Source organism: Pseudoxanthomonas sp. F11, assembly GCF_037046485.1.
Lineage (GTDB): Bacteria > Pseudomonadota > Gammaproteobacteria > Xanthomonadales > Xanthomonadaceae > Pseudoxanthomonas_A.
Genome location: NZ_JBANLZ010000006.1, coordinates 175,166 through 196,037, shown reverse-complemented (window position 1 = coordinate 196,037; position 20,872 = coordinate 175,166). Strand labels below are relative to the sequence as shown.

General features: G+C 68.8%; 18 protein-coding genes and 1 pseudogene. All 19 read right to left on the bottom strand.

The features are described from left to right. A partial coding sequence (locus tag V8246_RS16960; protein ID WP_336190285.1) for a HAMP domain-containing protein occupies positions 1 to 1,575 on the bottom strand: 1,575 nt, incomplete at its 3' end. Positions 1,576 to 1,724: 149 nt separating this feature from the next. Next, entirely contained in the window at positions 1,725 to 2,918 is a 1,194-nt protein-coding gene (locus tag V8246_RS16955; protein ID WP_336190284.1) for a porin, read from the bottom strand. An 82-nt stretch (positions 2,919 to 3,000) separates the two neighbouring features. Next, positions 3,001 to 4,992 carry a chemotaxis protein CheA gene (locus V8246_RS16950; protein WP_336190283.1) on the bottom strand — a complete coding sequence of 664 codons (1,992 nt, stop codon included), beginning with the start codon at positions 4,990 to 4,992 and terminating at the stop codon, positions 3,001 to 3,003. A 54-nt stretch (positions 4,993 to 5,046) separates the two neighbouring features. Continuing rightward, on the bottom strand, positions 5,047 to 5,412 hold the full coding sequence (locus V8246_RS16945) for a response regulator (RefSeq protein ID WP_055944462.1): 366 nt from the start codon (positions 5,410 to 5,412) through the stop codon (positions 5,047 to 5,049). Beyond that, a complete protein-coding gene (locus V8246_RS16940) occupies positions 5,409 to 5,720 on the bottom strand; it encodes an STAS domain-containing protein (RefSeq protein WP_185896348.1) in 312 nt (103 codons plus the stop codon). The genes V8246_RS16945 and V8246_RS16940 overlap by 4 nt, the downstream gene beginning before the upstream one ends. Positions 5,721 to 5,899: 179 nt before the next feature. Then, positions 5,900 to 6,925, bottom strand: coding sequence for a chemotaxis protein CheW (locus tag V8246_RS16935; protein ID WP_336190282.1), 1,026 nt, complete (start codon positions 6,923 to 6,925; stop codon positions 5,900 to 5,902). Beyond that, entirely contained in the window at positions 6,922 to 7,704 is a 783-nt protein-coding gene (locus V8246_RS16930; RefSeq protein WP_336190281.1) for a ParA family protein, read from the bottom strand. The genes V8246_RS16935 and V8246_RS16930 overlap by 4 nt, the downstream gene beginning before the upstream one ends. After that, complete coding sequence (gene motD, locus V8246_RS16925; RefSeq protein WP_336190279.1) at positions 7,704 to 8,666, bottom strand: flagellar motor protein MotD; 963 nt, start codon at positions 8,664 to 8,666, stop codon at positions 7,704 to 7,706. The genes V8246_RS16930 and motD overlap by 1 nt, the downstream gene beginning before the upstream one ends. Before the next feature lie 12 nt (positions 8,667 to 8,678). Then, entirely contained in the window at positions 8,679 to 9,419 is a 741-nt protein-coding gene (locus V8246_RS16920) for a flagellar motor protein (protein ID WP_336190278.1), read from the bottom strand. A gap of 190 nt (positions 9,420 to 9,609) precedes the next feature. Next, on the bottom strand, positions 9,610 to 11,364 hold the full coding sequence (locus tag V8246_RS16915; RefSeq protein ID WP_336190276.1) for a chemotaxis protein CheA: 1,755 nt from the start codon (positions 11,362 to 11,364) through the stop codon (positions 9,610 to 9,612). A 27-nt stretch (positions 11,365 to 11,391) separates the two neighbouring features. After that, complete coding sequence (locus tag V8246_RS16910; protein WP_336190275.1) at positions 11,392 to 11,535, bottom strand: hypothetical protein; 144 nt, start codon at positions 11,533 to 11,535, stop codon at positions 11,392 to 11,394. Between the two features lie 36 nt (positions 11,536 to 11,571). Continuing rightward, the gene (locus V8246_RS16905) at positions 11,572 to 12,189 is read right to left on the bottom strand and encodes a protein phosphatase CheZ (protein ID WP_336190274.1); all 618 of its coding nucleotides are present in this window, start codon (positions 12,187 to 12,189) and stop codon (positions 11,572 to 11,574) included. After that, positions 12,189 to 12,569, bottom strand: a complete 381-nt coding sequence (gene cheY, locus V8246_RS16900) for a chemotaxis response regulator CheY (RefSeq protein ID WP_162111282.1) — start codon at positions 12,567 to 12,569, stop codon at positions 12,189 to 12,191. The genes V8246_RS16905 and cheY overlap by 1 nt, the downstream gene beginning before the upstream one ends. 195 nt (positions 12,570 to 12,764) lie before the next feature. After that, positions 12,765 to 13,517 (bottom strand): RNA polymerase sigma factor FliA, encoded by a 753-nt coding sequence (locus tag V8246_RS16895; RefSeq protein ID WP_336190272.1) that lies wholly within the window; start codon positions 13,515 to 13,517, stop codon positions 12,765 to 12,767. Next, positions 13,514 to 14,326 (bottom strand): annotated as a pseudogene (locus tag V8246_RS16890) (MinD/ParA family protein); the annotation flags it as partial. The gene V8246_RS16895 and the pseudogene V8246_RS16890, both read right to left, overlap by 4 nt. 55 nt (positions 14,327 to 14,381) lie before the next feature. Beyond that, a complete protein-coding gene (gene flhF / locus V8246_RS16885) occupies positions 14,382 to 16,100 on the bottom strand; it encodes a flagellar biosynthesis protein FlhF (protein WP_336190271.1) in 1,719 nt (572 codons plus the stop codon). Positions 16,101 to 16,277: 177 nt separating this feature from the next. After that, entirely contained in the window at positions 16,278 to 18,362 is a 2,085-nt protein-coding gene (gene flhA, locus V8246_RS16880; protein ID WP_336190270.1) for a flagellar biosynthesis protein FlhA, read from the bottom strand. Next, the gene (flhB, locus tag V8246_RS16875) at positions 18,359 to 19,489 is read right to left on the bottom strand and encodes a flagellar biosynthesis protein FlhB (protein WP_336190269.1); all 1,131 of its coding nucleotides are present in this window, start codon (positions 19,487 to 19,489) and stop codon (positions 18,359 to 18,361) included. The genes flhA and flhB overlap by 4 nt, the downstream gene beginning before the upstream one ends. A 241-nt stretch (positions 19,490 to 19,730) precedes the next feature. After that, positions 19,731 to 20,714, bottom strand: coding sequence for a GGDEF domain-containing protein (locus V8246_RS16870; protein WP_336190268.1), 984 nt, complete (start codon positions 20,712 to 20,714; stop codon positions 19,731 to 19,733). Between the last annotated feature and the right edge of the window lie 158 nt (positions 20,715 to 20,872).

Here is a 20,872-nt window from a genome sequence, read left to right as displayed (position 1 = left end):
GATGGCCAGCTGGTTGGCCTGGCGGGCGCTTTCCGCGTTCTGGCGCACGGTGGAGGTCAGTTCCTCCATGGAGGCGGCGGTTTCTTCCAGGTTGGCGGCCTGCTGCTCGGTACGGCGGGACAGGTCGCTGTTGCCGCTGGCGATCTCACCCGCTGCGGTATTGATGCTGAGCGCGGCCATCTGGATGCCGCCGACGATCTCGGTCAGCTGGGCCACCGTCGCATTCGCGTCGTCGCGCATGCGGGCGAACACGCCGTGGAAATCGCCTTCCATGCGCGCGGTCAGGTCGCCGCGGGCAATGGCCTGCAACAGTTCCGACACGTCGGCCAGGTTCCCGTCGGTGGTTTCCATCAGGCGGTTGAGGCCTTCCACCATGTCGCGGAAATCGTGCTGGTACTTCTCGACATCGCCGCGATGGGTGAAGTCGCCCGCCGCCGCCGCCGCCGCCAGGCGCTTGATCTCGCCGTTGATGGCCGACAGGTTGGCCTTGCACATGTCCATCGCCTCGGTGATGACGGCCTTCTCGCCCGGCAGGCGCTCCATGTCGGCAGAGAGATCGCCCACGGCGTAGCGCCGCATCATGTTGACGGCGCTCATCTTCACGGCGATGTGCTGGGCCACCAGCGCATTGGTCTCGCGCACCATGCGGCCGTATTCGCCCGGGAACACGCTGTCGTCGATCCGGTAGCTGATCCGGCCTTCGTCATGGCGCGCCGCCATCTCGCCCTGTGCGGCGATGACCGCCTTCACCTGCGTCTGCATGCGCTGCATGGAGCCCAGCAGGTCGCCCAGCTCGCTGCGGTCGTCGATGACGATCTGGCGGTCCAGCTGGCCACGCGCGACGGCGTCGGCGACACTCGCGACCTCGGCCATCGGACGCACGATCGAGCGAGTGATGAGGACCGCGGCCGCGATGGCCAGCATCAGCGCCACCGCCACCAGCAGGCCGATCGCCTTGATATTGGTGTTGTAGCCGGCCTCCTGTGCCGCCACCGCGCTGTCCAGTACCTTCATTTTTGCGTCCAGCATCCGCCCGACAGCATCGGCGGTGGCCTGGCGCAAATCGCCGGCACCACTGGCAGGCGTCAGATCGCCGACCTTGACGGACTCGATCAGGCGGCGGCTGTTCTCGAAATACAGCGCGGCCTTGGCCATCATCTCTTGGTGCAGCGCCTTGTCTTGCGGGTCGGTCAGGCTGCTTCCATATGCTTTGGAAAGCGCGTCGAAGGCCTTGCCGCCGGCGATCAGCTCATCCGTGTATTCGGCAACCTTTTCCGGGTCCTCGTAGCCGGCCACGAGGCCGCGCTCGCTGACGCGGTACTCGGCCAGCATCGTGGCCATGCGTCCCAGATCGCGGATGGCAGGCACCTCCTTGTTCGTGATCTCGACCACGACGTCCTGGGCCACGCCCATCCGCTGCGCGGAGAAGGCACCGGTCACGACAATGAGCAGGACGAGGACGGCGAAGCCGATGGCCAGGCGTTTTCCGATCTTGAGGTGCTTGAACATGAAGGTGGTCTCGATGGAGTTCGGTGGGTGGAGCCGGTGCATCTGGCGGAAGCAGTGGCGGTCCATGCCCGTGGTGCGATGTCTGTTCCGGAGTAACGGCGGAATGCGACAGTTCTGAATGACCGTTCGGCGGGAAGGTAAGCGCGCTTACCTGCGGGTCGACGGAATGCCCGCGCAGACCGTGACCGGCTGCGCGGGCGAGGCGGCGTGCAGGATCAGAAATGCATCTGCGCGCGTAGCTGGAACACGGACGGGTCGGCGGAAAGCGCGCCACGCGTCGCATCGCTCTTCACGTAGTTGGCCTGGAACTTGAAGTACGGCGTGATGTACCAGTTGGCGCCCAGCGTCCAGTTGTGCTCGCGGCCACCCGCGATGCCGTCGCTGTCCAGGTCGATGCGGCTGTAGCGGGCCAGCAGTTCCACGGCGCCGTAGCGGCCCTTCGGCTTGGGGTTGGTGACGTTGCCGCCGCTATAGCCGCGCGCTTCCCCGGTCACCAGCCAACTGGCGAGCACGTAGCCGCCGTCCGCCGAGTAGGAAGGCAGGCCGAGCTCGCGGGTGGTCTTCTGCCGCAGGTACTCGCCCTGCAACGACCAGGGGCCACGGATCCACAAGGCTTCAAGTCCGGTCCGGTCGATGCGATCCACGCGGCTGAGCGTGCCGCTGTCCACGAAGCGGTAGGGCGTGAGCGCGGCTTCCGGCTTGGCACGCCAGCGCACGCTCGGGTGCACCGTCGCCCCCAGGCCGTTGACCTCGCTGTCGGGACGCTCCTGCGCCGCGGCGATGCCCAGGTGCAGCACGTCGCCTGCGGCCTTGCGCGGCGTCCACGCCAGGCGGAAAGCGGCGGTGTCGCCCTTGTTGTTGCCCTGCAGGTCGGACTCGAAGAAGTAACCGACATTGGCGATGTAACGCTCGCGCTCGAACGCCCAGTCGATGCCGCTGCGGCGACCCTGGTAGAACGCCTGTGTGGGCAGCGACGGCTCCATCATCGATACGTGGCGGGTCCCGGTATTGCCCTCGAAGCCCAGCGGCAGCTTCATCTGGCCAATGCGCAGCTTGCCGGCATCGCGTCCGAACAGCGCCTTGGTTTCCACGCGCAGTGCCACATCGCTCCAGGTCTTGGCCTGGAAGTCGAAGGTCGCACCGAAGTCGTACATGCCCTTGCGACGCAGGGTCAGGCCGATCTCCTGGCGACGCCAGGCGTCGTCGTCCTCCAGCGCGGCACCGGCATAGCCTTGGCCGGAGAAGGTGGCCGCGTCGTACTGCAGATTGCCGCCCAGGCTCAACTCGGTGCCGTCCGCAAACGTGATCTTCGGCGGCCAGGCGGCGAGCTTGGCCGCGCCATCGTCGGCGCGGGCGGCCGCATGGACGGCGAGAAGGGAGAGGGCGAGGGAGGAAAGGATGTACTTCATGCGTTTACCAGTAGGGTAGGGGCGTGCGTCGCCGGGCGCCATCCATACGGAAGGCGCGATGGGGCGGGCATGCGAGGGAAGATCAGGCCGCCTGCTGCATCCGGCGGGCACGGACCAGGCCGCCGACGTCGACGATCAGCGCGACGCGCCCATCGCCGAGGATGGTAGCGCCGGAAATGCCGTCGATGCGGCGGTAGTTGTTCTCGAGATTCTTCACCACGACCTGCTGCTGGCCAATCAGTTCGTCCACTTCCAGGGCCAGTTTCTGGCCGTCGGCTTCCACCACCACCACCAGCGGGTCGTCGCTGCGCGCGGTGCCGTAGCGGTAGTACTCGTTCAGCGCCACCATGGGCAGGTACTCGCCGCGCACGCGCAGCACGCGGCCGTCGCCGGCCACCGTGCGCACGTCCTCGTCCTGCGGCTGCAGGGCTTCCAGCACATAGGTCAGCGGCAGGATCAAAGTTTCATCGCCGACCGACACCGCCATGCCGTCCAGGATGGCCAGCGTCAGCGGCAGGCGGATCACCACGCGGGTGCCGTGGCCGGCCGCGCTTTCCAGCTGCACTTCGCCGCCCAATGCCTGGATGTTGCGGCGGACCACGTCCATGCCCACGCCGCGGCCGGACAGGTCGGTGACGGCTTCGGCGGTGGAGAAGCCCGGCTGGAAAATCAGGTCCCAGACCTGCGCATCGGTGGGGTTCTCGGGTACGGCCAGGCCACGCTCGGCGGCCTTGGCGAGGATGCGTTCGCGATTCAGGCCGCGGCCGTCGTCGCTGACTTCGATGACGATGTGGCCGCCCTGATGCGAGGCCGCCAGGGTAATGGTGCCGGTCTCGTCCTTGCCGGCCTGCGCGCGCACGTCGGGCATTTCCAGCCCATGGTCGATCGAGTTGCGGACCAGGTGCACCAGCGGATCGGCGATGCGTTCGATCAGGCCCTTGTCCAGTTCGGTGCCTTCGCCGATGGTGCGCAGGCGCACCTGCTTGCCCAGGCGCGCGGACAGGTCGCGGACCAGGCGCGGGAAGCGGCGGAACACGGCATCCACCGGCAGCATGCGCACGCCGATGACGGCTTCCTGAAGATCGCGGGTGTTGCGTTCCAGCAGGTCCAGGCCGGCGAACAGGCGTTCGCACTGGGCCTGGTCGAGCAGGCCGGACACCTGCTTCAGCATGGCCTGGGTGATGACCAGTTCGCCGACCAGGTTGATCAGGCCGTCGATCTTGTCGACGCTGACGCGGATGGAGGTTTCGGCGGCGTCGTTGGCGGCCGGCGCCACGGCAGCAGGTGCCTGCGTGCCGCCGGCGGCGGCTGCGGCCACCGGCTGCGCGGCCACGGCGACGGCCTCCACCGGCACCGCGTTGCGCTGCATCGGCTGGATGTCCAGCTCGCAATCGTCCACGACCCAGGCGAACACATCGTCCACCGCGCTGCGCGGCACCTTGCCGATCAGGCCCAGGTCCCAGGCCAGGTAGGCTTCCAGCGGATCGATCTGCTCGAAGCCGGGCAGGCGCTCCATGCGGCAGGCGATTTCCAGCGGGCCCAGGTGTTCCAGTTCGCGCAGGATGCGCAGCGGATCGTTGCCGCTCATGAACAGCGACGGTGCGGGCGTGAAGCCGATCTTCCAGCCTTCCGGCGTGTCGTCGCTCTTCGCGGTTGCGTCGGCCGGCGAAGTGGCGGGCGCTGCCTGGCCGGACAGTACCGCATTGAGGCGGTCCTTGACGGCCTGAACGGCGGCGGGATCGGCGGGTGTGCCGTGCTCGGCTTCGGCCAGCAGGGCGCGCAGCACGTCGACCGAGGCCAGCATGGCATCGACCGCCGGCGGGCTGACGGCGCGTTGGCCGGCACGCAGCTCGTCCAGCAGCGTCTCCAGCACGTGGGTCAGGCCGGCGATGGCATCGAAGCCGAACGTGGCCGACCCGCCCTTGATCGAGTGGGCCGCGCGGAAGATCGAGTTGATCAGGTCGCCGTCGCGGCTGCCCTGTTCCAGCGACAGCAACCCGGCTTCCATCGCCTCCAGCCCTTCACGGCTTTCCTCGAAGAACGTGGCGTGGAAGCGCTGCATGTCCATGTTCATGGCGACGATGCCCTGGTGCGGTCGTAAGGGAGGCGGAGCGGGGAGGGGGGGGGATCAGCCCAGGACTTTCTGGACGGTAGCGACCAGTTGTTCCGGGTTGAACGGCTTGACCAGCCAGCCGGTGGCCCCGGCGGCCTTGCCCTCGGCCTTCTTGTCGGCGGCCGACTCGGTGGTCAGCATCAGCATCGGCGTGAACTTGTAGTCCGGCAGGCCGCGCAGCGCCCGGATCAGCGAGATGCCGTCCATGTTGGGCATGTTGACGTCGGTGACGACGGCATTGAACTTCTGCCCCTGCGCACGCCCCAGCGCCACCTGGCCGTCTTCGGCTTCATCCACCGAGAAACCCGCCGAGCTGAGGGCGAAGGCGACCATCTGTCGCATCGAGGCCGAATCGTCCACTACCAGAATGCGTGCGCTCATGCGGCGTTCTCCACTTGTTGCGTGTTGTGTTCGTTGTCGTGGGCCAGACCCAGCTGCGGTGCCAGACCCAGCAGGCGTGCGGCGTCGCGGAAGCTCTGGCTGACCGCACTGAAATCGGTGGCCAGCCCAGCCTGCTCGCGCTGGCGCACGAAGCTGCACAGTACCTGCAGGCTGGCGGTATGCACGCGCTGCACGGTGCCGGCGTCGAGCACCAGCGGTCCCGGCTGCGCGACATGCGGGGCCAGGTGCTGCTTGAGGTCGGTGGCGGCCTCGATACCGAGGTCGTCACCCAGGGGCACAGCGCTCATCGTGTCTCCGGAAAGGCGGCTCTAGTGGGGTATCGGCGCGACATCGCCGGTCTTGAGGTGCGGAGGTGAAAGTGTGATGGGTTGCTGGAAAGCGAGGAGTGAGTGGAGAGGAGTGAGGAGTGAGCGAAAGCAGGCCGGGCGTTTACTCACTGCTCACTCCTCTCCGCTCACCACTCGCTTCACTGCAGGATCCGCGAGGCATCCAGCAGGATCACCGCGCACTCGTTGAGCCTGGCCACGCCGCGGAACAGCGGGTTGGACATGCGGCCGACGCGGGCGTTGTCGGGTGATTCGATCTGCTGGTCGGTGAGGTTGGCCACGTCCTCCACCGCGGTCACGCGCAGGCCCAGGATCTCGCCATGCTCTTCCAGAACGACGATGCGGGTGGTGGCGTCGACCTCGACGGCCCGGCGGCCCAGGTACAGGCCCAGATCGATCACCGGCACCACCTGGCCGCGCAGGTTCATCACCCCCAGCATGTGCGGTGCGGCGCCGCGCAGCGGCAGCAGGGTGGCCGGACGCACCACCTCCTGCACCTTGAGCAGCTCCAGCGCGTAGTGCTGCTGATCGCAGCGCAGGCGCAGCCAACGCGTCTTGCGCTCGGTGGCGCGGCGGCGCTCGCCGGTATCCGGTGGCGTGGCCAGCAGGTACGGCGTGGCGGGCAAAGGCGCGAGCGCGCGCGGCGCTGCGGGCGCGACCGTCGGCGCGCATGCGGGCGGCATGGTCGGGGGAACAGAGGGCGTCGCCGCGCGCGAGGTCGGTGCGGCGCCGCCATGCAGTTCGTCGAGCAGGGCTTCGAACTCGTCGTCGCCGATCACATCCGCTTCCGCACCGGCGCGCACGGGCGCGACGGCCAGTGCCGGCGCCGCAGTGACGGGAGGCAGCGCCGCCGGTTCTGCAACGGGCGGGGCCACGACAGAGGTCGGCACGCCGTCGCCATGCAACTGATCGAGCAGGGCTTCGAATTCGTCGTCGCTGATCAGGTCGGCTTCGCTGCCGGCGCGGATCGGTGCCACGGCGAGGACCGGCGCCGATGGCGTGGCGTCGACAAGGGGGGGCTCGGCCGCCGCGGCGTCGGTATCCGGTGCCACGGCATCGGCCGTCACGACCGCCACGACAGGGGGCACCGACCGGCTGGCCGCCGGGGCGGCCGCATCGCCGAGCAGGTCGAGCAGGTAGTCGTCGAGGGCGGCAGGGGTGTTCATGCAGCCTGTTCCGTGTCGCGCGCCTCGGTCAGCAGCAGCCAGTCCAGCGCGCGCCGGTAGGCGGACAGGCCGCGCCCCGGATACTGCGCGGCGGGGCTGGAGCGCGTCAGCGCGTCGACGCTGCAGATGCGGGTGTCGTTGGGAATGGCGTCGTTCCAGACGCGTTCGCCGTACTCGTCCTGCATCGCCTTCAGGGTGTCGGCGCCGGTGCGGGTGCGCCTGTCGTGCAGCGTGGGCAGGATCGATACCGGCAGCACGCGATGGCGCGAGCGCTGGATCATGTCGGCGGTGCGGCACATGCCCTTCAGTCCGTGCAGGGCCAGCGGCTCGGTCTGCGTGGGAATGATGACGTGGTCGGCCGCGGCCAGGGCGTTGACCATCAGCAGGCCCAGCGTGGGGGGGCAGTCGAACAGCACGAAGTCCCACGCATGGCCGCCGCGCGCCAGTGCGTTCGATAGGGCCAGGCCCAGACCGGGCTGGGTGGCGCTGCGGCGCTCCAGCGTGGCCAGCGGCGTCTGCGCGGCGATGAACGACAGGTTCTCGATTTCGGTGGTGCGCGCCAGAGTGGCCAGGGCGGGCGGCTGTTCGTCGAACAGGTCCAGCACCCCGGCCGGCTGCGGGTCGGTGGCCACGCCGAACGCACGCGTCAGCGAAGCGTGCGGATCCAGGTCGACCAGCAGCACGCGATGGCCGCGCATGGCCAGGCCGCGCCCGAGGGCGAGGGTGGTGGTGGTCTTGCCGACGCCACCCTTCTGGTTGGCGATTGCCCACACGCGCATCACTGGACTCCTTCATGGACCTGGGGCGCCGGCGGCGCTCCGGGCATGGACGTCGCGGCATGGGCCGGCAGCGGCGGCAGCGAGATCACTGACGGCGGCGCGACGGCTTCTCTGCCCACATGCAATTCCGGTGCCGGAGCGCCCGGGCTGGCCAGGATGATCAGCAGCACGCGGCGATTGGCGTTGCGGCCTTCGTCGCTGGCGTTGTCGGCGATCGGACGGAACTCGCCGTAGCCGATCATGGCCAGCCGCTCCGGCGGGATTCCGTCGCGGACGAACAGGTGGACCACGCTGGCAGCACGCGCGGACGACAGTTCCCAGTTGGAGGGGAACTGCGCGGTACGGATCGGGCGGTCGTCGGTATAGCCCTCCACCCGGACCGAGTTGGGCACCCCGGCCAGCACCGTGGCGAGCTTGCCGACGGTTTCCTGGGCCTTGGGGTCCAACGTGGCCGAGCCTGTGGCGAACAGGATGTCGCTGTTGATCTGTACTTCCAGCCACAGCGTGGAACGCTTGATGGTGACCAGCTTCTCGTCGATCAACGGGGCCAGCGCGCGCTCCAGGTCGTCGGCGATGCGCTTGAGCTCGCCCTGGGCGCTCTGCAGGCCCTTGGCGTCAAGGGACATGTTCATCTGCGACGCCATCGCCGCCAGCAGGGTGACGTTGGGCGAGGGCGAGGGCGCGGACGGGCCCTGCTTGGCCCCGGACTTGATGGGCGAGGGGCGGTCGAAGTCCGCGCCCTGCAGCTGGTGGTTGCCCACCTGCACCGGGTTGATCGTGCGCGGCGCGCCGCCGAAGGCCGCGGTCAGCGCATCGGCCATCACCCGATACTTGCCCTCGTTGATGGTGGAGATGGCGTACATCACCACGAAGAAGGCGAGCAGAAGGGTCATGAGGTCGGCGTAGGGGATCGCCCAGGCCTCATGGTTGGCATGTTCCTCGTGCTTGTGCCGGCGTGCCATCGCGACTCCGGCTCAGTGCAGGAAGCCGGCCAGCTTGGCCTCGATGTTGCGCGGATTCTCGCCCTGCGCGATGGCGATCAGGCCTTCGATGATCATTTCCTGTTCGCGGCTGCGTCCGCCGATCACGCTCTTGAGCTTGCTGGCGATGGGCAGGAAGAACAGGTTGGCCGAGGCGATGCCGTAGATGGTCGCGGTGAACGCGGCGGCGATGCCGTGGCCCAGCTTGCTGGGATCGGCGAGGTTCTTCATCACCGCGATCAGGCCGAACACGGCGCCGATGATGCCCAGCGTGGGCGCATAGATGCCCATGGCCTCGAAAACCTTCGCGGCTGCCAGGTCCTGGTGTTCCTGGCCGTTGAGATCGATCTCCATCATGTGCCGGATCGATTCCGGCTCCACGCCGTCGACCAGCATCTGCAGGCCCTTCTTCAGGAACGGGTCCTCCTGCTGGTTGACCAGCGGCTCCAGGCCCAGCAGACCCTGCTTGCGGGCGATGTTGCTCCACTCCACGATCTCGGCGATCAGGGCTTCACCGTCGTTGCCTGGCGGGCGGATCACCCACCGGGCGATCGACAGCGCGCGCTTGAACACCGGCGGCGGCGTATGCACCAGGATCGCGGCGATGGTCCCCAGGATCACGATGACGAAGGCGGCCGACGACCACAGCGACGACAGGCCTGCGCCCTTGAGGATGCTGCCACCGACCAGCGCGACCAGTGCCAGCAGAAGTCCGATGAGGCTGAAGATGTCCATGTGCTGATCTATCGGCCTGGAGCAGGGGGACTTGAGGTGAGCTTCTTGTAGGAGCGACGTGAGTCGCGACCGGGATCACACCCGGCCCACCTCATCTGTAGGAGCGCCCTGGGGCGCGATGCTTTTCTCCCTGTGACACAAGAGCATCGCGCCCGAGGGCGCTCCTACAGGGAAACGGCGGCCAGATTCGTTACGCCGTCGCGCGCAGGCCGTCCACATCCAGGATCAGCGCCATGCGGCCGTCGCCGATCAGGGTGGCGCCGGCATAGCCCGGCAGGCCGCGCACGGCGCGCGGCAGGGGCTTGATGACGACTTCCTCGCGGCCACGCACCTGGTCCACGATCAGGCCGAAGCGCTGTTCGCCCATCTGCAGCACCACGATGGTCAGCAGGGGCGCCATCACCGGGTCCACGCGCAGCCACTGGCGCAGATCGACCAGCGGGAGGGTATGGCTCTGGCGGTCGAGCACGGCCTGGCCGTCGAACCAGCGCAGGCTCTCGGAGGGTGCGTGCAGCACTTCCATCACGCGCGCCAGCGGCAGGGCGTAGACCGGGTCGCCGGCCTGTACCAGCAGCGTGGGCAGGATGGCCAGCGTCAGCGGCACGCGGATGACGAAGCGGCTGCCGCGGCCGACGTCGGAGTGGATGGTGATCTGCCCGCTGAGTTCGCGGATGCGCGACTGCACCACGTCCATGCCGACGCCGCGGCCGGAGATGTCGGTGACCTCGGCCTTGGTGGAGAAGCCGGGCAGGAAGATCAGCTGCAGGCACTCGTCGTGGGACAGGCGTGCAGCGGCCTCCGGATCGATCAGGCCCTTCTCCAGCGCCTTGGCGCGCAGGCGCTCGGGGTCGATGCCGGCGCCGTCGTCGCGGATCTCGATGGTGACGAAGTCGCCTTCCTGCTGCGCCGACAGGCGCACGTGGCCGGCGCGCGGCTTGCTGCACGCCTCGCGCAGCGAGGGCAGTTCGACGCCGTGGTCGATCGCATTGCGCACCAGGTGCACCAGCGGGTCGGCCAGGGCTTCCACCAGGTTGCGGTCCAGTTCGGTATCGGCGCCGACCAGTTCCAGGTCGACTTCCTTCTGCAGCTGGCGGGCGACATCGCGCGCCACCTTGGGGAAACGCGAGAACACCTTGCCGACCGGCTGCATGCGCGTGCGCATGACGGCGGTCTGCAGGCGTGCGGTGGCGATGTCCAGGCTGCTGACGGCGCGGTCCAGCTCCTCGTCGCGGATACGCGCCCGCAGCGTCTTCAGCCGGTTGCGCGACAGCACCAGCTCGCCGACCAGGTTGACGATGGCATCCAGCCGCTTGGTATCCACGCGGATGGTCTGTTCGGTTTCGCCGCCCGCCTTGACGGTCGGTTTGGCCGCGGGCGCAGGCCTGGGTGCGGGTTGTGGACGGGGCGACGGTGCGGGCGAGGGTGCCGCCACCGTCGTCGGCACGCCGTCGCCGTGCAATTGGTCCAGCAGCGCTTCGAACTCGTCGTCGGAGATCAGGTCGCCGCCCGACGTGGCGGCAGCGCCCGCTGCGGGCATCGCTGCCGGTTTCGGTGCAGGTGCGGGATGGCCTTGCACGTCGAACTGGTCGATCAGGATCTGCGGCGCATGCGGCGGGTCTTCGCCGGCACCGATGGCATCCAGCATCTGCTGCAGCCAGTCCAGCGACTGCTGGGCGGCATCGAAATGCAGCGGCTCCAGGGTCGCCTGGCCGGCGCGCACCAGGCCCAGGGTCTCTTCGGCGGCATGGCACAGGTTGACCATGGGCTGGATGCCGAGGAAGCCGGCGCCGCCTTTCAGCGTGTGGAAGCCACGGAACACCGCATTGAGCTGCTCGCTGTCGGACGGGTCCTGTTCCAGCGTGACCAGCTGTTCGCCCAGCCGGTCGAGGATTTCCTGCGCTTCGATCAGGAAGTCGGCGGCGATTTCAGGGGTGACGGCGGACATGGGCGGGGCGGGTACCGGAACGGGCGATCAGCGGGAGGAATCGAGCAGGCGCATCGCGTGGGCGTGACGGCGGCGCAGGATGCGGCCGGCGATGACATCGCAGACCAGCAGCACGCCCACGAACAGCAGGACGACGGGATGGCGGGGGCGGCGGTCGGCGGAATCGGTCATGGCGGGTCTCCGGTGCCGCGTCGCGCGTCCGCCGGGCTACAGGCCCAGGCCGGACAGCAGGTCGTCGGCGTCGTCCTGCGAGAAGGCATTGCGGTCAAGACCAGCAACGGCCGGGCCGGCGAGTTCTGAACCCTTGTCGCTGTTTTTTTCCGGCGGCGGCAGGCCCAGCGCGCCAAAGCCTTCATGCACGCGCCGCACGATGCCGGCCACCCGGCGGATGATCTGGCCGGTGAGGTCCTGGTAGCTCTGCGCCAGCGCCATCTCGGACAGGCCCTTGCCGATGCGGTCCACCAACGCAGCCTGTTCGGGCGACAGATCGGTGCCCTTCAATTGCGTGGCGTAGCCGCGGCACTGTTCGGCCAGATCCAGCGTCGTGTGGCTGGCCTGTTCGGTCATCTCGACCACGTGGTCCAGGCGCGCGCAGGCGTCGTCGAGCTCGCCGGCACCGGTGGGGGGCAGTTCGCCCAGGGTCTGCGCCAGTTCGCGCGCCAGTCGCCCCAGGCCCTGCATCATGGGCTGGGTGCGCCAGGCCGCGATCGCGTCCAGTTCCTGGCGCCAGCCGGCTTCGTCGCCCTGTTCCAGGGCGTCGAGCGCGTGCTGCAGCTTCTCCACCAGGGCGGCGCGGGCGGTACCCACATCGGCGACGGCATTCATCAGGCGGCCGCTCCCAGACGCTCGAAGATCTTGCCCAGCTTCTCTTCCAGCGTCTGCGCGGTGAAGGGCTTGATGATGTAGCCGTTCACGCCGTTCTGCGCGGCTTCGATGATCTGCTCGCGCTTGGCTTCGGCGGTGACCATCAGCACCGGCAGGGTCTTGAAGCGGTCGTCGGCGCGAATGGCCTTCAGCAGTTCGATGCCGGTCATGCCCGGCATGTTCCAGTCGGTGACCACGAAATCGAAGCTGCCCTGCGCCAGCGCGGTCAGCGCGGTGCTGCCGTCGTCGGCCTCGGCGGTGTTCGTATAGCCCAGGTCGTTGAGCAGGTTCTTGATGATGCGGCGCATGGTGGAGAAATCGTCCACGATCAGGATGCGCATGTTCTTGTTGGTCACGGGTGCTCCGGTGCTGCGTGGACGGTGGGTCTGGTGGCGATATCGGCCGGGGTAGGGAAAGGTTTAGGGAGCCAGCGACGTCGCCTTTGTAGGAGCGCCCTCGGGCCCGATGCTTTTCCCAGGAATTCGAGCAAGAGCATCGCGCCCGGGGGCGCTCCTACAGGTATGCATCGTCCGGGGTCACTCGTCGTCGCCCAGCCCCGCGTCCGCCTTCTCGAACACCTGCAGGCGGCCGCGCAGGCGCACCATGGCCTGGCCGTGGATCTGGCAGACGCGCGATTCGCTGACGCCGAGCACCGCACCGATCTCCTTCAGGTTGAGCTCCTGCTCGTAGTACATCGACAGCACCAGTTGTTCGCGCTCGGGCAACTGGCCGATCGCCTTGACCAGCTGCTGGCGGAACTCGCTGCGTTCCAGGTGCTGCTGCGGCGACGGACCGCCGGTGCGCGCGGTGTTGGGTTCGCCATGGTCGTCGATGTGCGATTCCAGGCTCAGCACCTGGCCGCGCGCCGCGTCCTCCATCAGGCGCAGGTATTCGGGCAGCGGCATGTCCATGGCGCTGGCCACTTCGGTGGCGATGGCGGCACGGCCGGTGCGCTGCTCGATCTCGCGCACGGTGGCGGCGGCCTGGCGGGCGCGGCGGTGCACCGAGCGCGGGACCCAGTCGCCGCGGCGGATCTCGTCGATCATCGAGCCGCGGATGCGGATGGATGCGTAGGTCTCGAACGAGGCTCCCTGTTCGGCGTCGTAGCTGCGCGAGGCTTCCAGCAGGCCGATCATGCCGGCCTGGATCAGATCGTCGATCTCCACGCTGGCCGGCAGGCGGGCAGCCAGATGGTGGGCGATGCGGCGCACCAGGTCGGCATGCTGGGCGATGACGTCGTTGGCGGCGGTGCGCTGCACCGCGCGGTACTGGGCGGCGGCGGTGTTCATGCGGCCACCCCGCGCTGGATCAGGCGTTCCACGAAGAACTCCACGTTGCCGCGGGCGCCGACCGGGGGTTGCCAGCGCGCCGTGGTGCGGGCGATCTCGGCGATCGCGCGCGCCGACGGGCTGCCCGGATAGGCCTTCACCACCGCCTGCTGGCGCTGCACGGCGCGGCGCAGCCAGTCGTCCTGCGGCACGGCGCCCAGGTAGTGCAGGGCCACGTCGCCGAGGAAGCGTTCGCAGACACGCGCGAGCTTCTCGTACAGTTTCCGGCCTTCGTTGGGGTCGCGCACCATGTTGGCGATCACGTGCACGCGGTCCAGCCCGCGTTCGCGCGCCAGCACCTTGATCAGGGCGTAGGCGTCGGTGATCGAGGCCGGCTCGTCGCAGACCACCACCACGGTGTCCTGCGCGGCCTGGCAGAAGGTCAGCACGCTGTCGGTGATGCCGGCGGCGGTATCGACCACCATCACGTCGAGCGCGCGCTGCAGTTCGGAGAACACATGGACCAGGCCCACGTGTTCGGCGGGCGTCAGTTCGGCCATGTGGCGGAAACCCGACGACGCCGGCACCACCATCAGGCCCTCGGGGCCCTCCAGCAGCACGTCTTCCAGCTGGCAGCGGCCGGCGACCAGGTCGGCCAGGGTGAACTTCGGCGACAGGCCCAGCAGCACGTCCACGTTGGCCAGGCCCAGGTCGGCGTCCATCAGCAGCGTGCGCTTGCCCATTTCGGCCAGGGACACGGCCAGGTTCACGGATACGTTGGTCTTGCCCACGCCGCCCTTGCCGCCGGTCACGGCGATGACGCGCACCGGATGGAAGGCGCCGGGCAGGGGAGGCGTGCTGCGGGGGTTGGTCTGCAGCAGGGGGTCAGGCGACATGGGTGGCCTCGGTCGAGCAGGGTTCGTCGGCTTCGCGGCGCAGCTGGTCCAGCCGCAGCACGAGGTGGGCGCTGTTGGCGCGATGGAGGTCGTCGGGCACGCGCTGGCCGTCGGTCACCCAGGCCATCGGTAGCTGGTGGTCCACGACCACTGACAGCGCACTGCCCAGGCGACCGGTTTCGTCCAGCTTGGTCAGCACCACGCCCTGCGGCTGCACGGTGTTGAAGCGGCGGACGACTTCGTCCAGGTCGGCGAAATGGGAATTGGCCGGCAGGCAGAGCAGGGTCTGCACCTGGCCGGACGCCCGCAGCCAGTTGAGCTGGCCCACCAGGTTGCGGTCGCGCTGGCCCAGGCCGGCGGTGTCGATCAGCACCAGCTTGTAGTCGCGCAGGCGTTCCAGCACCAACGCCAGACCCTGTGCGCTGTCGGCCTCGTGCACGGCGATGCCCAGTTGGCGGCCGTAGCCGTGCAGCTGCTCGCGGCCACCGATGCGCACGGTGTCGGTGGTCACCAGGGCCACATCGCGCGCGTTGTGGCGCTGGGCGAAGCAGGCCGCCAGCTTGGCGATGGTGGTGGTCTTGCCGGCCCCCGTGGGGCCGACCAGGGCGACCACGCCGCCGGTTTCCAGCGGATCGGCCTCGGTGACGGGCAACTTCTTCGACAGCAGTCCCAGCATCAGGCCGCGACCGCGATGGGCCTCGGTGTCGGCGGGAATCTGCAGGGCGATGTCGCGCGTGATGCCGGCGTCGAAGCCGTAGTCTTCCATCAGCTCCATCGCCTGCATGCGCACCGGCGAGCCGCGCAGGCGTTCGTCGGTGAGGCGGTGCATCTCGCGTTCGATCATTTCTCGCATCGCCGCCAGTTCGCCGCGCATCTGCACCAGCTGCGCGTCGCTCTCGCGCGCGTCGGCGGCGTTGTCGGCCACCACGGTCAGCGTGGGCACGGTGACGGCGGTCGGCGCGGGCACGGTGTCCGCGGTGGGCAGGCGCGCAGCGGGCAGGGTGGCGATCTTCGGCGCAGGCGCGGGTTCCGGCAGGGCGACCGGCGGTGCGATCGACGGCAGCAGGGCGTCCAGGTCCAGGGTGTCGTCGATGTCCGCGCGCAGGGCGGTGCGCGGACGCGGCGGCGCGGCGGGTTCGGCGTGCGGTGCGAGGGCAGGTGCCGGTTCGTTGGCGGGTGCTGCGGGCAGGCAGGCCGCCAGCTTGGCGGCGAAGGACGTGGGTTCGATCAGCTGCGGCGTGATGTCGCGCACCGGCTGGCTGGGCGTGAAGCGCGGCGGCGCTTCGTTGGCGGCGGCGACCGGTGTGGCGACCACAGGCGCCACCGACATGCGCGGCGGGGCGACCGTGGTTTCGGCGCGTGCCGGTGCCTCCGTGGTGGGCGCCGGCGCGTTCTGGCGACGCGCGAAGTAATTGGCGGCGGCCTCGGCGGGCGACAGGGCCGGCGCGTTCGCGTCCGTGCCCGTCTTCGTGGCGCGGTTCGGCGCCGCCGGATCGAGCAGGGGGTGCAGCGGAGCGGCCGCGGCGGAAGGGCGCATCGCCTCCAGCGTGTGCTTCACCAGCGCTTCGTCGTAGTTGCTGGCGGCGACGATCTCCACGCCGTCCTCGGTGACGCGGTTGGACAGGATCACCGCGTCCGGGCCGTGTTCCTGGCGGACCATGGCGAAGGCGGTGCGCATGTCGGGGGCGACGAAGCGTTTGATTTTCATGTCAGGGGCCGGGATTCGGGATCGGGGATTCGGGATTCGTCAAGGCAACAGCAAGGCTCGGCACGCTGCCGTTTTCGTCGATGAGGATTTGTTCCACTTTTCATTGCCATGCCATCTCTCCGATCCCGGGAGACCCGCGGTTGCGAATCCCCACTCCCCACTCCCCAATCCCGGCTTTCAGCTGATCGTGCCGACCAGCTTCAACCGCTTGTCCTCGGGCACCTCGCTGTAGGCCAACACCGACAGCGAGGGGACGCTGTGGCGGACCAGGCGGGCGAGGGCGGCGCGGACCGAACCCGGTACCAGCACCACCGCAGGCTCGCTGCGGGCTTCCTGCTTGGTCACCACGTCGGCGAGGCTCTGGTGCAGGCGTTCGGCCAGTCCCGGTTCCAGCGCCGCGCCGGTTCCCTGGGTGCTGTCCTGCAAGACGCGTTCCAGATTCGGCGCCAGCGTGTAGACGGGAAGCTCCGGGGTCATGCCGGAGATTTCCTGCACGATGAAGCGCCCCAGCGAGGTGCGTACGGCGGCGGTGAGCGCCGCCGGGTCGCCGTTCTGCGGCGCGAACTCCACCAGCGACTCCACGATGCGGCGCAGCTGGCGGATCGGCACGCGCTCGACCAGCAGGTTCTGCAGCACGCGCACCACGGTGGCCAGCGGCAGCGTCTTGGGCGTGAGGTCCTCGACCAGCTTGGGCGCGCTGCGCCCCAGCTGCGACAGCAGCTGCTGCACTTCTTCGTGGCCCAGCAGTTCCGGCGCGTGTTCGCGTACCAGGTGCGAGAGGTGGGTGGCCATCACCGTGGCCGGATCGACCACGGTATAGCCCAGCGATTCGGCGGTGGCCTTCTGGTGGGACTGGATCCACACCGCGTCCAGGCCGAACGCCGGGTCCTTGCCGGGGATGCCGTCGATGGCGCCGAAGGCGCCGCCGGGGTCCAGGGCCAGCTCGCGGTCGGGGTGGATCTCGGCCGTGGCGACAGGAACGCCGTGCACCAGCAGGCGGTAACCGTTGGAGGGCAGTTCCAGGTTGTCGCGGATGTGCACCGGCGGGATCAGGAATCCCAGATCCTGGGTCAGCTTGCGGCGCACCGCCTTGATGCGCGACATCAGTTCGCCGCCCTGGTTCTTGTCGACCAGCGGAATCAGCCGGTAGCCCACTTCCAGGCCCAGCGGATCGACCGGGCGCAGTTCGTCCCAGGTCAGCTCCGCGTTGCGGTCGGGTGCGCCGGGGGCGGGCAGGGCCGCGACATCGCCGGTGGCGGCTTCAGGCCCCTCCTGCGTCCGCTTCCACATCTTCCAGGCCAGGTAGCCCAGGATCGCGGCCAGCGTCAAAAAGGCGACGTTGGGCATGCCCGGCACCAGGCCGACCAGGCCCAGTACGCCCGCGGCCACCGCCAGCGCCTTGTGCTGGCCGAAAGCCTGGCCCATTACGGCCTGGCCCATGTCCTGCGAACGCGACGCGCGGGTGACCAGCATGGCCACGGCGGAGGACACCAGCAGCGCCGGAAGCTGGGCCACCAGGCCGTCGCCGATGGACAGCAGGGTATAAGTGGACGCGGCCTCGGCCGCCGGCATGCCGTGCTGGGCCATGCCCACGGCGAAACCGCCGACCAGGTTGATGAACAGGATAAGGATGCCGGCGATGGCATCGCCACGGATGAACTTGTTGGCGCCGTCCATCGCGCCGTAGAAATCGGCTTCCTCGCGGACTTCCTCGCGGCGCGCCTTGGCTTCCTCGCGGGTCAGGATGCCGGCGTTGAGATCGGCATCGATGGCCATCTGCTTGCCTGGCATCGCGTCCAGGATGAAGCGCGCCGACACCTCGGAAATACGGCCCGCGCCCTTGGTGATCACCACGAAGTTGATGATGGTCAGGATGGCGAACACCACGATGCCGACCGCGTAGTTGCCGCCCACCACGAACTCGCCGAAGGCCGCGATGACCTTGCCGGCGGCGTCATGGCCGTTCTGGCCGTTGAGCAGGATCACGCGGGTGGAGGCCACGTTCAGCGCCAGGCGCAGCATCGTGGTCATCAGCAGGATGATGGGGAAGATGGTGAAGTCCAGCGGCCGCTTCACGTAGATCACGGCCAGCAGCACCACCAGCGAGATGGCGATGTTGAAGCTGAACAGTGCGTCCAGGACCGGCGGCGCCAGCGGCACCACGATCATGGCCAGCAGCGCCAGCACCACCAGCGGCGCGCCGAGGCCGTTCTTCAGCATCTCCATCCAGCGCACGCCGCCGGCGGCCGGTTGCGCGCTCATGCCTTGCCCCCCTGCTCATCCACGTCCACGGCGGGCATGTCCGGATGCGGAGCTTCGCCCACGCGCCAGGCGCGCAGCTGGTACACGTAGGACAGGATCTGGGCGACGGCGGCGTACAGTCTCACGGGGATCTCCCGGCCAAGCTGCCCCTCCCGATACAAGGCGCGTGCCAGCGGGGGCGCGGAGACGATGGCGATGCGGTGGGCGTCGGCCACTTCGCGGATGCGCAGGGCCAGTTCGTCCACACCCTTGGCGACCACAGTAGGAGCGCCCATCTGGCCGGCCTGGTACTTCAGCGCCACCGCGTAGTGAGTGGGATTCACCACCACCACGTCGGCGGTCGGGACCTCTTCCATCATCCGGCGCTGCGACAGCTGGTGCTGCATCTGCCGGATGCGGCCCTTCACTTCCGGGCTGCCCTCGCTTTCCTTCATTTCCTCGCGCAGTTCCTGGCGCGTCATCTTCAGCTTCCGCAGCCAGTTCCACTTCTGGTAGGGCGCGTCGATGGCAGCCAGCAGAATCAGCCCGCCGGTGGTGGCCAGCAGCAGGGTGCTGGTGAACGTCAGCCCGCTGCGCACGGCCTGCTCCAGCGGCATGGTCAGCAGTTCGCGCAGGGGGTTGAGCCCCAGCTTCAGGCAGATCGCCGCCGCGCCGCCGATCAACGCGACGCGCAGCAGCGACTTCAGCAGTTCGGCGACGCTTTCGGCGCCGTACAGGCGTTTCAGGCCGGCGGCCGGGCTCAGACGCTTGAAATCGGGCATCAGCGCCTTCTGCGAGAACTGCAGGCCGCTCATCGCCACCGGCGCCACCAGGCCGGCAAGCACGCAGATGCCGGCCACCGGCGCCATCACGGCCAGCAGCTTGAGCAACAGCAGCCCCACGTGGCCGAACAACTGGTCCGGCTGGCGCATCAGTGCCGCGTCGGGGGTCAGGGCGATCTTCATCCAGCCCAATGCACTGCGGGCGAGCGAAGGTCCCATCGCGATGATCGCCAGCACGCCCGCCCCGAACACGGCCGCCGTCGCCAGCTCGCGCGAGCGCGGGATGTTGCCCTGTTCACGGGCTTCGCGGCGTCGTTTCTCGGTGGGGAGTTCTGTGCGTTCGCCGCTTTCGTCCTGCTCGGCCATGGCGCGTTTCCGACGGGGTCGGGGCGGTCGCTGCAAGTCCCGTTCCACTTCGTGGATGAGGGGCCGTCTGACGGGTGGACGGCAGCGGAGCGCGCGCGGCGCTGGGGTGAGCGATGCGGAGGTCGAAAGGCCCGCCGGCTACGGGGGCTGCGTCGCCTCCTTCGGACGGCGGGCTGCGGCGGGGCGTGCCAGGGCGAATCGGGTGGCGAGCACAGCGTCGCTTGCTCCTCCCCGTCGACTCCTAGAACAGATCGTCCGCGATCACGTAACTGTCGCGGCCGGCCGACTTGGCGCGGTAGAGGGCGGCGTCCGCGCGCGAGAACCAGTCGTGCCAGGTCTTTTCCTGTTCCCGCAACATCGCCGCGCCCAGCGAGATGGTGATGCGGCCGCCAGGACCGCGCAACGAGCTGCGGACGGCCTTGCGAAGGCGCTCGGTCGCCGCTTCCAGGTTGTCCGTGCCGTCCAGTTCCAGCAGCGCCACGAACTCCTCGCCGCCGAAGCGGAACACCTGGTCGTTTCGCCGCATCTCGAAGCGCAGGATGGAGGCGAGGTCGGCGATGGCCGCATCGCCGGCCGCATGGCCGTACTGGTCGTTGACGTCCTTGAAATGGTCAAGGTCCAGCACCACCAGGCCGAAGCGGCGCTCGCCGCGCTCGAACCGCGCCACCGCGTCCGCCAGGGCCCGTTCCATGCTGCGCCGGTTCGGTACGCCGGTCAGCGCGTCGATCGCGGCCAGCCGTTCCAACTGCACGCGGTCGTCCTGCGTGCGGGCGGCGAAGATCAGCGAGAACACGGTGATCAGACTGGCGCTGACGAACACCGATGCGGCATGCACGCCGTCGTGGAAGAAGCCGGGGATCAGCTGCATGCCCACGACCAGCAACGCATTGCACACCACCGCCATCCAGCGGTGCGCGATGAAGAAGTTGGTCAGCAGTACCAGGTAGGTCCAGGTGAGCGCCGTATGTCCCAGCAACAGGCAGGCGCCGAAGGTAGCGGCGGAGTTCAGCGCCGCCAGCACGTTGCCTGCACGCAGGCTGTCGCCCCCGCGCCAGGCATGGATTACCGGCGCCGCCACCGCCGCCACGACCGCCAGGTCGAACCACGCCTTCGTCCATTCGCCGGCCCACAGCCGGTACGCGCCGAATGAGGCGATGGTCGCCGCCGTGATGGAGCCCAGCAGGACGATGATGTCCCGGCGGAAATCTTGGCGTTTCGGCTTCATGGACAGGGCCGGATGCGGACGATGGGGATCGGGGTTCTCGCGGCTCAAGGGAGAGGTGGGAGGACAGGGCTGCGCCGCGCAGTGTAGGCGCTTGCCCGAAGTGGGGAGTGACGATGATCACGCTTGGCAGCGCCTGCGAGTGCGGGGTTTCGCGTGCG

What these genes read in the sequence shown, in the direction of transcription:
- flhA (WP_336190270.1), bottom strand. Translation starts at nt 18,362, where the DNA reads ATGAGCGCGCAACCGGCCGCCGGCGGCGTGCGCTGGATGGAGATGCTG.
- V8246_RS16895 (WP_336190272.1), bottom strand. Translation starts at nt 13,517, where the DNA reads ATGAACACCGCCGCCGCCCAGTACCGCGCGGTGCAGCGCACCGCCGCC.
- V8246_RS16950 (WP_336190283.1), bottom strand. Translation starts at nt 4,992, where the DNA reads ATGAACATGGACATGCAGCGCTTCCACGCCACGTTCTTCGAGGAAAGC.
- cheY (WP_162111282.1), bottom strand. Translation starts at nt 12,569, where the DNA reads ATGCGCATCCTGATCGTGGACGATTTCTCCACCATGCGCCGCATCATC.
- V8246_RS16935 (WP_336190282.1), bottom strand. Translation starts at nt 6,925, where the DNA reads ATGAACACCCCTGCCGCCCTCGACGACTACCTGCTCGACCTGCTCGGC.
- V8246_RS16910 (WP_336190275.1), bottom strand. Translation starts at nt 11,535, where the DNA reads ATGACCGATTCCGCCGACCGCCGCCCCCGCCATCCCGTCGTCCTGCTG.
- V8246_RS16870 (WP_336190268.1), bottom strand. Translation starts at nt 20,714, where the DNA reads ATGAAGCCGAAACGCCAAGATTTCCGCCGGGACATCATCGTCCTGCTG.
- V8246_RS16940 (WP_185896348.1), bottom strand. Translation starts at nt 5,720, where the DNA reads ATGAGCGCTGTGCCCCTGGGTGACGACCTCGGTATCGAGGCCGCCACC.
- V8246_RS16945 (WP_055944462.1), bottom strand. Translation starts at nt 5,412, where the DNA reads ATGAGCGCACGCATTCTGGTAGTGGACGATTCGGCCTCGATGCGACAG.
- V8246_RS16905 (WP_336190274.1), bottom strand. Translation starts at nt 12,189, where the DNA reads ATGAATGCCGTCGCCGATGTGGGTACCGCCCGCGCCGCCCTGGTGGAG.
- flhB (WP_336190269.1), bottom strand. Translation starts at nt 19,489, where the DNA reads ATGGCCGAGCAGGACGAAAGCGGCGAACGCACAGAACTCCCCACCGAG.
- V8246_RS16955 (WP_336190284.1), bottom strand. Translation starts at nt 2,918, where the DNA reads ATGAAGTACATCCTTTCCTCCCTCGCCCTCTCCCTTCTCGCCGTCCAT.
- V8246_RS16915 (WP_336190276.1), bottom strand. Translation starts at nt 11,364, where the DNA reads ATGTCCGCCGTCACCCCTGAAATCGCCGCCGACTTCCTGATCGAAGCG.
- V8246_RS16920 (WP_336190278.1), bottom strand. Translation starts at nt 9,419, where the DNA reads ATGGACATCTTCAGCCTCATCGGACTTCTGCTGGCACTGGTCGCGCTG.
- V8246_RS16930 (WP_336190281.1), bottom strand. Translation starts at nt 7,704, where the DNA reads ATGCGCGTGTGGGCAATCGCCAACCAGAAGGGTGGCGTCGGCAAGACC.
- motD (WP_336190279.1), bottom strand. Translation starts at nt 8,666, where the DNA reads ATGGCACGCCGGCACAAGCACGAGGAACATGCCAACCATGAGGCCTGG.
- flhF (WP_336190271.1), bottom strand. Translation starts at nt 16,100, where the DNA reads ATGAAAATCAAACGCTTCGTCGCCCCCGACATGCGCACCGCCTTCGCC.